The sequence below is a fragment of the Pantoea brenneri genome (assembly GCF_038594305.1).
Classification (GTDB): domain Bacteria; phylum Pseudomonadota; class Gammaproteobacteria; order Enterobacterales; family Enterobacteriaceae; genus Pantoea; species Pantoea brenneri.
The window spans coordinates 231035-244530 of the sequence record NZ_JBCGBG010000003.1; the positions used below are offsets into that span (position 1 = coordinate 231035).

Below are 13496 nucleotides of genomic sequence, written 5' to 3' on the forward strand. Positions count from 1 at the left end.
ACGGGCGCGGCCTGAACCGGCCGCGACCCATTATGATGCCGGACCGCTGACCGAATGGCGGCGCACCAGCGTCGGGCTGAACATGTGGGTTACTTCCGGCAGTGGCTGGTCATTGGCCAGCGCCAGCGCCAGTTCGGCGGCCTGCTGCGCCATGGTGACGATGGGATAGCGCACGGTGGTAAGGCGCGGACGCACGTAGCGTGATACCAGCACATCGTCGAAACCGATCAGCGACATCTCCTCTGGCACGCGGACGCCGTTATCGCTCAGCACCGCCAGCGCGCCGGCGGCCATTGAGTCGTTGTAGCAGGCGACCGCAGTGAAATTTTTACCGCGTCCCAGCAGTTCGGTCATCGCCGTTTCGCCGCCCACCTCATCCGGTTCACCCCAGGTCACCAGCCGATCGCTGCACGGCAGGCCGTGCTCTTTCAGCGCATCGTAGTAACCCTGCAGGCGATCTTCGGCATCGGAAATGGTGTGGGTCGAGCAGATAAAGGCGATATTCTGGTGACCCAGATGGATCAGATGGCGGGTCGCCAGCCAGGCGCCGTAGCGATCGTCGAGCGCAATACAGCGCTTTTCGAAGCCTTTGATCAGCCGGTTAAGCAGCACCATACCTGGCACCTGTTTCATTAACAGTTCCAGTTCTGCATCCGGGATTTTCTTGGCGTGCACCACCAGCGCTGCGCAACGGTGGCGCATCAGTTGTTCAATCGCCTGCCGCTCTTTTTGCTCATTGTGGTAACCGTTACCAATCAGCAAAAAGTTGCCGGTTTTTCCTGCAACTTCATCGACCGCTTTGACCATCGCGCCAAAAAACGGGTCCGACACATCACCGACAATCAGCCCGAGGGTTTCGGTCGACTGCTGCGCCAGCGCGCGTGCATTGGCGTTTGGATGATACTGAAGTTGCTCCATTGCCTGGCCGACGGCCTGGCGCGAGCTGTCGCTGGCCTTGGGAGAATTATTGATTACACGGGAGACTGTGGCGACAGAAACGCCAGCCAGTCGGGCAACATCCTTTATGGTAGCCATGCGTTTACCTGCTTCCGGGGAAAACGTTTACACATCGCATCAGTGTTACGGAAAAGGGCCGCCACATCAAGCCAGCAGAATGCCAGCGTCGTCGCAAAAGAGGGCGAAATCGGGCCGTCCGGCACGCCTTCTGCTGAAGTGGCACGCCATGCTATGCTGATTATCCCCAAATCTCTGCCGTGAAAAACAACGATGAAAACCAAAGTGCCACACCTGGCGCACTGGGGCGCCTTCACCGCCGTCACTGAAAACGATCGCCTGATTGGCTGCGAGCCTTTTTTCGCCGATGCCGATCCGTCCCCGATGATCCACACCCTTCCTGAACTGGTCTACTCCGATAAGCGTATCCGCCAGCCGATGGTGCGTCGCTCGTGGCTGAAGTCACGTGAAAATAGCGATCGCACGCTGCGGGGCCGGGAAGATTTTGTGGCGGTCGACTGGGACACCGCGCTCGACCTGGTGGCGGATGAAAACCGCCGTATCCGCGAGCGCTACGGCGCATCGGGCATTTTCAATGGCTCATACGGCTGGTCATCAGCCGGACGGGTTAACCATGCCCGCACCCTGATCCGCCGCTTCTATTTTCAGGGCGGTGGCGGCGTCGACCAGCAGGGCAACTACAGCTGGGGCGCGGCACAATTTTTCCTGCCTTATGTCATTGGCACCTATATGCCGCTGACCGGTCGCGTTACTGACTGGCCGGAAGTGGTGGAACATGCAGAGATTTTTGTCGCCTTTGGCGGACTGGCGCTGAAGAACGCCCAGGTCGCGTCGGGCGGAGCCGGGCAGCACAGCCTGAAACCGGCGCTGCAGCAACTGGCGGCCAAAGGCACGCCGGTGATTAATATCAGCCCGATGCGCGATGACTGTCCGGCCTTCCTCAACGCCGAGTGGATCCCGATTCGCCCGAATACCGACGTGGCGCTGATGCTGGCGCTGGGTTATGAGATTACCCAGCGCGGCGCGGTGGACGAGGCGTTTCTCGCCAGCCACTGCACCGGCTGGCCGCAACTGCGCGCTTACCTGCTGGGCGAAGCGGATGGCGTGGCGAAAACCGCCGGCTGGGCCAGCCGTATCACCGGCATCCCGGCCGATCGCATCGTGCAACTGGCGCAGCAGCTGATCGGTAAACGCAGCTTTATCACCTGTTCCTATTCGGTTCAGCGCGCCCATCGCGGTGAGCAGCCGTACTGGATGATGATCGCCCTGTCATCGATGCTCGGTCAGCCAGGGCTGCCGGGCGCGGGCTTCTCTTTCGGTCACGGGTCGATGAACAGCGTCGGCAATCCGCGCCAGGACGGCCCGGCACCGATGATGAGTACCGGACCCAACCCGTCCGGCCTGTCGATTCCGGTGGCGCGTATCAGCGATATGCTGCTCAATCCCGGCCAGCCTTACACCTTCCAGGGCGAGACGCTGCACTATCCTGACATCCATATGGTGCACTGGGCGGGCGGGAATCCGTTCCATCACCATCAGCAGCTCAACCGGCTGGTGGCGGGCTGGCAGCGGCCTGACACCGTAGTGGTGCAGGACATTGTCTGGACCCCGGCGGCGCAGATGGCCGATATCGTGCTGCCCGCCACCACGACGCTGGAGCGCAACGACATTGGTGGATCGTCACGCGACCGCTTTGTGCTGGCGATGCATCAGGCGATCAAACCGCAACATCAGGCGCGCAACGACTTCGATATCTTTGCCGATCTGGCGGAGCGTCTTGGCTACCGCGACACCTTTACCGAAGGACGCAACGAGATGCAGTGGATTGCGCATCTCTATCAGCAGTGTGCCGTGGCGCACCAGCGCAAAGGCATCAGCTTCCCTGAGTTTGAGGCGTTCTGGCAGCGCGGCTTTGTTGAGATCCCCGAGGGCGGCAAACCTTACGTGTTTATGGATGCTTTCCGCGCCGATCCGCAGGCCAATCCGATCAACACCGCCAGCGGCAAAATCGAGCTGTTCAGCCAGACGATTGCCGACTACCAGCTTGACGATTTTGCCGGCCATCCGGAGTGGCGCGAGCCGCAGGAGTGGCTGGGTGCGCCGATCAGCCGCGACTATCCGCTGCATATGATCTCGATCCAGCCTGCTGACCGGCTGCACAGCCAGCTGGATGGCACCGGCACCGTACAAGGCAATAAAACCGCCGGTCACGAAACGCTGTATATGCATCCGCTGGATGCGGCGGCGCGTGGCATCGTGGACGGTGACGAAATTGAGGTGAGCAATGCACGCGGCGTGATGCTGGCCGGCGTCCGGCTGACCGAGGGGCTGACCCAGGGCGTGGTGATTATCGCCACCGGTGCCTGGTTTGATCCCGGTTTCGGTCAGGCATGGCAGCCCTACGATCGCGCCGGTAATCCCAACGTCCTGACGCTCGATATCGGCACTTCGTCACTGACCTAGGGACCTAACGCCATGAGTTGTCTGGTAGAAATCAAAAAACATCCGGATTGCAAAATAGCGTAAGGATCTCATGGCTGGTTACACTTTGCCGGTAACTGTTGCGTTTGAGCGATGGCAGCCGAGCGAGCCCGCTTGCTACAGTCAGGGTCCCAGAGGTATTGATGGGTGAACATCAATAGATTTTCTTGATTACACCAACCTGCGCAGATGCGCAGGTTTTTTTTGCCCGGCATTTAGCGGCCGATAACGAACTGATACACAGTTTTCCTGTTAACCGGTCAGCGCTTTCTTTATAACTGCTCAATTAAGCCCTCTTTTATCTCTTTAGCGCAGCGGATTGCCATGCCCCGGATTAAAAAACTACTGGGAAAAGACCAGATTAAAGCCCCGTTTAACCCTTTTCGCTTCCGTCTTATCTGCCTTGGTGTGCTGGCCTGCATGGTGGTATTGCTGGCGCGCGTCGCGGACCTGCAATTTCTCAACCAGCCGATGCTGGAGCACGAAGCCGATCAGCGCTCGCTGCGCACCGTCACGCTGCCAACCAGCCGTGGCACATTGCTGGATCGCAACGGCGAAGCACTGGCGCTCAGCGTACCGTCACGCGACGTGATCGCCGATCCGTTACGTGTGCTGGAGAGCAACCCCGACTTCACCAGTGCTAAATGGGCCTATCTGGCTGCCGCCCTGAATACCCGGCCGGAGTTACTGGCGGCGCAGATCACCGCCAATCCAAAACGCCGCTTCCTCTATCTGGGGCGTAAAATCGAACTGGGTATCGCCAAAGATATTAAAGAGCTGAAGCTGAAAGGCATCAGTGAGGTCTACGACGACAGCCGTTTCTATCCGATGAGTGAAGCGTCTGCGCCGCTGATTGGCATCGTCGGTGCCGATAATGTCGGCCTGAACGGGCTGGAGAAGGGCTTTGACAAGGTGTTGCAGGGCGAGCCGGGTAAAGAGGTTTATCGCCAGGACGCTGCCGGCAATATCATCGCGATGATCAACTATCAGCCGCCGACGCAGCCGCCGACGGTGCAGCTCAGCATCGACAAATACGATCAATACACCCTGTACAGCAAACTGCGCGACGGCGTGCTGATCAACAAGGCGGACTCCGGTGCGGCGGTGCTGGTGAAAATCGACACCGGCGAGATTCTGGCGATGGCTTCCTATCCGTCGTTCAACCCCAATAACTACGATGGCGCCACGCCCGCCCAGATGCGAAACGCGGCGATTAACGACAGTTACGAACCCGGTTCGACGGTGAAGCCGCTGGTGGTGATGGAAGGGCTGGAGCGTCATCTGGTGCGGCCGGACTCGGTGATTGATACCACGCCGTACCGGGTCAACGGCCACCTGATCCGCGACGTTGGCCACTGGCCGCGCCTGACCATGACCGGCATCCTGCAGAAGTCGAGTGACATCGGTGTGTCGCACATTGCGCTGGCCATGCCGGCTGAAGCGCTGGTGAATACCTATCATGCGTTTGGCCTCGGTAAACCGACCGGCCTGGGCTTAACCGGCGAGAGCGTCGGTTACTTCCCGCTGCACCGCACCCGCTGGGCGGACATCGAACGGGCGACCTTCTCCTTTGGTTACGGCCTGCGCGTCACGCCGCTGCAGATTGCACGTGAATACGCCACCCTCGGCTCTTACGGCGTCTACCGTCCGCTGTCGATTACCCGGGTCACCCCGCCGGTGCTGGGCAAGCAGGTAGCGAATCCGGAAACGGTGAAAGAGGTGGTACACATGCTGGAGAGCGACGTGTTGCCGGGCGGGACCGGGGTGAAAGCTGCGGTGCCGGGCTATCGTCTGGCGACCAAAACCGGTACCGCTGAGAAGATGGGCAACAGCGGCAAATATGATGGCGGCTACGTCAACTATACCGCCGGTATCGCGCCTGCCAGTCATCCGGAAGTGGCGCTGGTGGTGATGATTAACCATCCGACCGCTGGCGATCACTTTGGTGGCTCGGTAGCGGCGCCGGTATTCGGCAACATCATGGGGCCGGTACTAAAGCACATGAACATCGCGCCGGATGCCATTTACAGCGCTACCGCAGCGAACAACTAAGATAAATCTTAGAAAAATCAGAGTGTAAGTGCGGCGAGGGAGATATTCACACCTCGTTGCATTTCCCCGAATTCGGTTGCGTTTTCCCTCTATTGCTGCGGCACGAAACAGTGCGAGGATAGAGGTCCCAGAGGTATTGATGGGTGTGAAAACAACACCGCTTCGGCAGTGATTACCCTGTTATTGCACCACCCCACGCAGATGCGTGGGTTTTTTTTTGCCTGCGACAGGCCGCGCGCGTCGTCCGTATTTTCCCGCCTGCGCGAGCCGTCAACATCATCATTGTTCTTAACGAAACCCTTACCTTTTGCCGATAGAAAGGCGCGTAACATTTCGCCGATAATGCCCGCCGTGAAGCCCCGGCTGGTGGTTTTCATGCTGGCGAATTCGCGGCAGCGCCATCAGCCACTGCAGGTGGCTCACTTCATATTCCGCACCCTCCGGGATGTTCATTTTCTGTTTATCTGAAGAGTTCGATGATGACTCACCACTCACGCTCCGCGCGTTCCGGCTGGCTGAAATGGCTGCTTTTATTGATTGTGGCGGCGACCATCGCTGGTGTGGCCTGGCGTCTGTTGCCCCTCGGCAAAGCACCGGGCGGGGCGATGCCGCCTGGCGGACGCGGTGCGCCCGGCAGAATGGGCGGCGGCGCGACCCTGGTACACAGCGGCGTCGCGACCCGTGCCGATGTGCCGGTCTGGCTGAATGCGCTCGGCACGGTGATCCCCAACGCCAGCGTGACGGTCACCAGCCGGGTCGATGGTCAGCTGCAACAGGTCTTCTTCACCGAAGGTCAGAAGGTCAGCGCTGGTCAGCTGCTGGCGCAGATCGATCCGCGCAGCTACCAGGCGACGCTGAATCAGTATCAGGGCGAACTTAATCAGAATCAGGCGCTGCTGAAAAGCGCCGAACTGACGCTGGCACGCTACCGCAAGCTGGCGGCGCAGGACTCGCTGTCGCGCCAGGATCTGGATAGCCAGATCGCCACGGTAGGGCAGTATCGCGGGGCAGTCGCCGCCGATCAGGCGCAGATCGCCAGCGCCAGACTGAGTATCGAATATGCCCGCATCACCGCGCCGATCGCTGGTCGGGTCGGACTGCGTCAGGTCGACCCGGGCAACATGGTACAGACCTCCAGCAGCACCGGCCTGGTAACCATCACCCAGATGCAGCCAGCGGCGGTCACCTTTAGCGTGCCGCAGAGCGAAATCCCGACGCTGGTGAGCGCCCTGCATCAGGGCCAGAGCCTGCCCGCTACGCTGTTTGACCAGGATAACCAGCATCTGCTCGCCAACGGCGAGGTGAAGTACATCAGTAACCAGATCGATACCGCCACCGGCACCGTAGAACTGAAAGCGCTGTTCGCCAACCAGGATGAGTCGCTGTTTGCCAACCAGTTCGTCAATCTGCGGCTGCAGACCCGGGTGCTGAAAGGCGTAACGGTGATCCCGGCTCAGGCACTGCAATTAAGCAGCGACGGCAGCTTTGTCTTCGTCATCAATCAGGACAACAGCGTCACGCGTAAAGCGGTCACCACCGGTCCGGCGGTTGACGACGATCATCAGGCGATCCTCAGCGGCGTTGCGCCAGGCGATCGGCTGGTCACCGAAGGAATCGATCGGCTGACTAACGGCAGCAAGGTTTCACTGGCGGATGAGACGCCTGCACCGGCAAGCGCTGAGGCCAAATGAATCCGTCACGGCTGTTTATACTGCGTCCGGTCGCCACCATCCTGCTGATGGTCGGCGTGCTGATTGCCGGCATTTTTGCCTATAAGTTTCTCTCCACCTCGGCGTTGCCGCAGGTCGACTATCCGACCATTCAGGTCACCACGCTCTATCCCGGTGCCAGTCCGGATGTGATGGCGTCGTCGGTGACCGCGCCGCTTGAGCGCCAGCTGGGCCAGATGGCCGGACTGAGTCAGATGACCTCCGCCAGCGCCAGCGGCTCGTCGGTGATTACGCTGAAATTCAGCCTCGACCTGTCACTGGATGTCGCCGAGCAGGAGGTGCAGGCTGCGATTAATGCCGCCGATAGCCTGCTGCCTGACGATCTGCCCAATCCGCCAACCTATAAAAAGGTTAACCCGGCGGACAGCGCGGTGATTACGCTGGCGGCCAGTTCCGACACGCTGCCGCTGACGCAGGTGCAGGATCTGGTAAATACCCGGGTGGCGCTCAAGCTGTCGCAGATTTCTGGCGTCGGGATGGTGACGCTGGCGGGCGGACAACAGCCGGCGATTCGGGTCCGGATCAACCCGAAAGCGCTCGCTGCCCACCATCTGACGCTGGAAGCGGTCAACACGCTGATTGGCAACAGCAACGTCAACGGCTCCAAAGGCGGCTTTGACGGCAAATATCACTCGGTAACCATTGATGCCAACGATCAGCTGCGCACCGCCGCTGAGTACGGCAACCTGATCCTCAGCTATGAGAATGGCGCGGCGCTGCGGCTGAAGGATATTGCCCTCATTGAGCAGGGGCCGGAGAACAGTTTTCAGTCGGCGTGGGCCAATAATCGGCCAGCGATTGTGATCAACGTGCAGCGTCAGCCCGGCGCGAACGTGATTCAGGTGGTGGACAACATCAAGGCGCAGCTGCCGGTGCTGCAGGCGGCGCTGCCGGATGGGGTGAAGATGACTATCCTGTCCGATCGTACCCAGACCATTCGCGCCTCGATCAGCGACGTGCAGTTTGAATTGATGCTGTCGATTGCGCTGGTGGTGATGGTGACATTCCTGTTCCTGCGCAACGTGGCGGCGACGCTGATCCCCAGCGTGGCGGTGCCGCTGTCGCTGATTGGGACCTTCGGCGTGATGTATCTGGCGGGCTTCAGCCTCAACAATCTGTCGCTGATGGCGCTGACCATCGCCACCGGTTTTGTCATCGACGATGCGATTGTGGTGGTCGAGAACATCTCCCGGCGGCTGGAGCAGGGCGAATCCCCGCTGGAAGCGGCGCTGAAAGGATCACAGCAGATTGGTTTTACCATCATCTCGCTGACCTTTTCGCTGATTGCGGTGCTGATCCCGCTGCTGTTTATGGGTGACGTGGTCGGGCGGCTGTTCCGCGAGTTTGCCATCACCCTGGCAGTGGCGATTCTGGTGTCGATGGTGGTATCGCTGACCCTGACGCCGATGCTGTGTGCTTATCTGCTGCGCCACATTCCACCAGAGCGGCAGTCCACTTTTGCCCGCAAAGGCGGCGTGCTGTTTGATCGCCTGATTGGCGGCTATGACCGGCTGCTGACGGTGGTGCTGAACCACCAGAAACTGACGCTGCTGGTGGCGCTGGCGACGGTAGCCCTGACCGCACTGCTCTATCTGGTGGTGCCGAAGGGCTTCTTCCCGACTCAGGATACCGGTCTGATTCAGGGAGTGACCGTCGCGTCGCAGGATGTCTCTTTCAGCGCGATGGCCACCCGGCAGCAGGCGCTGTCGGCGCTGATCATGAAAAACCCGGCGGTGGAAAGCGTCTCTTCGATCATCGGCATTGATGGCACCAACAGCAGCCTTAACAGTGGCCGCCTGCAGATCAACCTCAAGCCGTTTGCCGCGCGTGACGTCAAGGCTGATGAGGTGATTAAACAACTGCAGCAGGCCACCGCCGGCGTGACCGGGATTCAGCTCTATCTGCAACCGGCGCAGGATCTGACGGTTAACGATCAGGTCTCACCGAGCCAGTATCAGTTCACACTTGACGACGCCGACAGCGAGAACCTGGTGAAATGGTCACCTGCGCTGGTGGCGGCCCTGCAGCAGCGGCCAGAGTTTAACGGTGTAGTGAGCAACCTGCAGGATCAGGGACGTGTCGCCTTTGTGGAGCTGAACCGCGACAAAGCGGCGCGCTACGGCATCACGGCGGCGGACGTGGACACTGCGCTTTACAACGCCTTCGGTCAGCGGCTGGTGTCGACCATCTTCACCCAGTCGAATCAATATCGGGTGGTGCTGGAAGTCGCGCCCGCCTGGCAGCAGGGTCCGGCATCGTTTGATGATATCTATCTGCAACCGTCCGACAGCACGGACAGTTCGGACAGTTCGGATAGTTCGGACAGCAACACGACAACCTCCGGCAGCAGCACCGCTTCGACCACCAGCACCACGGCCAGCAGCGGGATGGTAAAACTGACCTCAATTGCCACGATTCACCAGCGAACCGGCGCGCTGATGCACATGCGGCTGAACCAGTTCCCGGCGGTGATGATCTCCTTCAACCTCAATCCCGGCTATTCGCTGGAGCAGGGGCAACAGGCGATCGCGGCAGTGCGGCAGCAGCTTGCGCTGCCGCAGAGCATTACGCTGCGCTATCAGGGCGAAACCTCGGCGTTCCAGAGTGCCACCAGCAACACGCTGTGGCTGATTCTGGCGGCGCTGATCACCATGTATGTGGTGCTCGGCATTCTGTATGAAAGCTTTATCCATCCGGTCACCATCCTCTCGACGCTGCCGTCGGCGGCGGTCGGGGCGCTGTTGACGCTGCTGCTGGCCGGCACCGAATTCAGCCTGATTGCGCTGATTGGCGTGATCCTGCTGATCGGCATCGTCAAAAAGAACGCGATTATGATGATCGACTTTGCGCTGGAGGCGGAACATCAGCAGCATCTCAGCCCTCGCGAGGCGATCCACCAGGCCTGCCTGCTGCGCTTCCGGCCGATTCTGATGACCACCATGGCGGCGCTGCTCGGCGCACTGCCGCTGATGCTGGCGTCCGGGTCCGGCGCAGAACTGCGTCAGCCGCTGGGGCTGGTGATTGTCGGCGGACTGATCGTCAGTCAGGTGCTGACACTGTTCTCCACGCCGGTGATCTACCTGTGGTTTGATGCGCTGGCACAGCGCGGCAAGCGCTGGGTGAAACGTCATCAGCAACCGGCGCGGAGCGGACAATGAATCTGACCCGGCTGTTTATCTTCCGCCCGGTGGCGACGCTGCTGCTGACGCTGGCGATTCTGCTGCTCGGCGTACTCGGCTATCGTCTGCTGCCGGTCGCGCCGCTGCCGCAGGTCGATTTCCCGACCATCATGGTCAGCGCCAGCCTGGCCGGTGCCAGTCCGGAAACCATGGCGGCGACCGTCGCCACGCCGCTGGAGCGTTCACTCGGACAGATTGCCGGTATCACCGAGATGACCTCCAGCAGCTCGCAGGGTTCCAGCAGCATCATTCTGCAGTTTGAACTGGATCGCGATATCAACGGCGCGGCGCGTGACGTGCAGGCGGCGATCAACGCGGCGCGCAGCCTGCTGCCGAGTGCGATGGCGTCATTGCCGACCTACCGCAAAGCCAATCCGTCCGATGCGCCGATTGTGATGCTGGCGCTGACCTCTGCCACCCGCACGCCCGGTGAACTCTACGATCTGGCCGAGAGCAAAATCGAACAGGCGATGGGCCAGGTTAACGGCGTGGGCGAAGTCTCGCTGATGGGCAGTGCCCTGCCGGCGGTGCGGATTGATCTGCAACCGCTGAAGCTGACCCACTATGGTATTTCGCTGGATACGGTGCGCAGCGCGGTGGCGAACAGCACCACCAATCTGCCCAAAGGCGTGCTGCAGGGCAGCGGGCAGTCATGGCTGGTCGACAGCAATGGTCAACTGGATAAGGCGGCCAGCTATCGCGATCTGATCGTCAGCTATCAGCAGGGCAAAGCGGTGCGGCTGCACGATGTCGCCACGGTTTACGACTCGGTGGAAGATCGCTATCAGGCCGGTTTTCTCAATGCCACGCCCTCGGTGATGATCGGCATCAAGCGTCAGGCAGGCGCCAACATGCTCGACACCATCGACGCCATAAAAGCGCAGTTGCCGCAGCTGGAAAAAGATCTGCCGGCGGATACGCAACTGCGCATCGTCGTCGACCGCTCGCCCGGCGTGCGCGCCTCGCTGTATGACACCGAAGAGACGCTGCTGATTGCGGTATTGCTGGTGATCGCGGTGGTGTTTGTTTTTCTGCGCAATCTGCAGGCGGTGATCATTCCGGCGCTGGCCTTGCCGGTATCGCTGATCGGCACCTGCGCGGTGATGTATCTGCTTGGCTACAGCCTCGATAACCTGTCGCTGATGGCGCTGATTATCGCCACCGGTTTCGTGGTTGACGATGCGATCGTGGTGCTGGAGAACATTACCCGCCACATTGAGCGCGGGTTGAGTCCGCTGCGGGCGGCGTTGCGTGGGGCGCAGGAGGTGAGTTTCACCGTACTGTCGATGACCATCTCACTGATCGCGGTGTTTATTCCGATCCTGCTGATGGGCAGCATCGTCGGACGACTGTTCCGCGAATTCGCCGTTACCCTCACCGTGTCGCTGCTGATCTCGCTATTTGTCTCACTCAGCCTGACCCCGATGCTCTGTGCCCGGCTGCTGAAGCCGAAACCGCCGCTCAGCCAGCGGCCGCACCCGCTCTACCAGGCGATTGAGAACCTGCTGAATCGCCTGCTGGCCGCCTACGCGCGCGGGCTGGCATGGGTGATGCGTCATCAGAAACTGACGCTGCTCAGCCTGCTGCTGACCGTGCTGCTCAACCTGTTTCTCTATTCGGTGGTACAGAAGGGCTTCTTTCCGAATCAGGATACCGGGCTGTTGATGGGCGCACTGCGCGCCGACCAGAACATCTCATTCCAGGCGATGAAGCCGAAGATGCAGATGTTCACCAAAATCATCGAGGCCGATCCGGCGGTAGAGAGCGTCATGTCGTCGATGGGCAGCGGGATGTTCGGTGCGCGCAACAGCGCCAACTTCTTTGTCCGGCTGAAAGATTTCGATCAGCGTGATGCCACCGCCACCGAAGTGGCGAACCGGCTGAGCCGTAAAACCAGCCAGCTGGCTGGCGCGCAGATGTTCCTGATGGCGGCGCAGGACCTGCACATTGGCGGACGCAGCGCCAACGCCACTTATCAGTACAGCTTACAGGCTGACGATCTCGATCTGCTGCGCAGCTGGACGCCGAAAGTGCAGGCGGCGCTGGCGGCGATCCCCCAGCTCAACAGCGTTGATTCGGATTCGCAGACCGGCGGCCAGGAAGTGGAACTGACCATCGATCGTGATCGCGCCACCCGGCTTGGGGTCAACGTGCAGATGCTGGATACGCTGCTGAATAATGCCTTCAGCCAGCGGCAGATCGCCACGCTCTATCACACCCTGAATCAGTATCACGTGGTGATGTCGTTGCAGGATAGCGACACCGCCAATCCGGCGATGCTGCAACAGCTGTATGTGATTAACGACAGCGGCGATCGTATTCCGCTGTCGGCCTTTACCCGCTTCAGCGGCGGCAACGCCCCGCTGGCCGTGACGCATCAGGGCCAGTCCGCCACCAGCACCGTGGCTTTTAACCTCAATGATGGCGTCTCGCTCGAGCAGGCGCAGGGGTTGATCAAGCAGGCGATGGCGAAGCTGGGCCTGCCCGCCACCATCCAGGCCGGTTTTGCCGGGACGGCCGCCGCCTTTTCTCAGCTCACTGCCACCATGCCGTGGCTGATTCTGGCGGCGCTGGCGGCGGTCTATATCGTGCTCGGCGTGCTGTATGAGAGCTATATCCATCCGCTGACCATTCTGTCGACCCTGCCGTCAGCGGGCGTCGGCGCGCTGTTACTGCTGCTGCTGACTAACACCCAGCTGACGGTGATCGCGCTGATTGGCATCATTCTGCTGATCGGCATCGTCAAAAAGAACGCCATCATGATGATCGACTTCGCCATCAGCGCCGAAAGAGAGCAGGGCATGACGCCGCAGCAGGCGATTACCCAGGCCTGTCTGATGCGCTTCCGGCCGATCATGATGACCACGCTGGCGGCCTTTTTTGGTGCCTTACCGCTGGCACTTGGCAGCGGCGGCGATGCCGATCTGCGCAGTCCGCTCGGGATCGCTATCGCGGGTGGTCTGGCGCTCAGCCAGCTGCTGACGCTGTTCACCACCCCGGTTATTTATCTGTGGCTCGATCGTCTGAGCCGTGCCACTCAACGTCAATGGCGTCGTCTGCGCCATGCGGAATCCTGATT

Annotated in this window: 6 protein-coding genes and 1 pseudogene; 5 read left to right on the plus strand and 2 right to left on the minus strand. The window is 60.5% G+C overall.

Features of this window, described 5'->3' with window-relative positions; translation table 11 throughout:
- Nucleotides 1-30: 30 nt before the first annotated feature.
- Entirely contained in the window at nucleotides 31-1035 is a 1005-nt protein-coding gene (gene galR / locus AABB92_RS14680) for an HTH-type transcriptional regulator GalR (RefSeq protein ID WP_046289163.1), read from the minus strand.
- 192 nt (nucleotides 1036-1227) lie between these two features.
- Between galR and AABB92_RS14685 the strand changes: the two are divergent.
- A pseudogene (locus AABB92_RS14685) lies at nucleotides 1228-3501 on the plus strand (molybdopterin guanine dinucleotide-containing S/N-oxide reductase).
- Nucleotides 3502-3780: 279 nt separating this feature from the next.
- Nucleotides 3781-5508, plus strand: a complete 1728-nt coding sequence (locus tag AABB92_RS14690; RefSeq protein WP_031375393.1) for a penicillin-binding transpeptidase domain-containing protein — start codon at nucleotides 3781-3783, stop codon at nucleotides 5506-5508.
- An 89-nt stretch (nucleotides 5509-5597) separates the two neighbouring features.
- Here AABB92_RS14690 and AABB92_RS14695 read toward each other — a convergent pair whose 3' ends face one another.
- Nucleotides 5598-5885 (minus strand): hypothetical protein, encoded by a 288-nt coding sequence (locus tag AABB92_RS14695; protein WP_152659103.1) that lies wholly within the window; start codon nucleotides 5883-5885, stop codon nucleotides 5598-5600.
- 99 nt (nucleotides 5886-5984) lie between these two features.
- Here AABB92_RS14695 and AABB92_RS14700 point away from each other — a divergent pair, with 99 nt between their 5' ends.
- The 3 genes from AABB92_RS14700 to AABB92_RS14710 are packed head-to-tail and all read left to right on the plus strand — an operon-like array spanning nucleotide 5985 to nucleotide 13494.
- The gene (locus AABB92_RS14700; protein WP_046289164.1) at nucleotides 5985-7199 is read left to right on the plus strand and encodes an MdtA/MuxA family multidrug efflux RND transporter periplasmic adaptor subunit; all 1215 of its coding nucleotides are present in this window, start codon (nucleotides 5985-5987) and stop codon (nucleotides 7197-7199) included.
- Nucleotides 7196-10396 carry an efflux RND transporter permease subunit gene (locus AABB92_RS14705; RefSeq protein WP_046289165.1) on the plus strand — a complete coding sequence of 1067 codons (3201 nt, stop codon included), beginning with the start codon at nucleotides 7196-7198 and terminating at the stop codon, nucleotides 10394-10396. Before AABB92_RS14700 ends, AABB92_RS14705 begins: the two co-directional genes overlap by 4 nt.
- Nucleotides 10393-13494 carry a multidrug efflux RND transporter permease subunit gene (locus AABB92_RS14710; protein WP_031375831.1) on the plus strand — a complete coding sequence of 1034 codons (3102 nt, stop codon included), beginning with the start codon at nucleotides 10393-10395 and terminating at the stop codon, nucleotides 13492-13494. Before AABB92_RS14705 ends, AABB92_RS14710 begins: the two co-directional genes overlap by 4 nt.
- Nucleotides 13495-13496 lie beyond the last annotated feature (2 nt).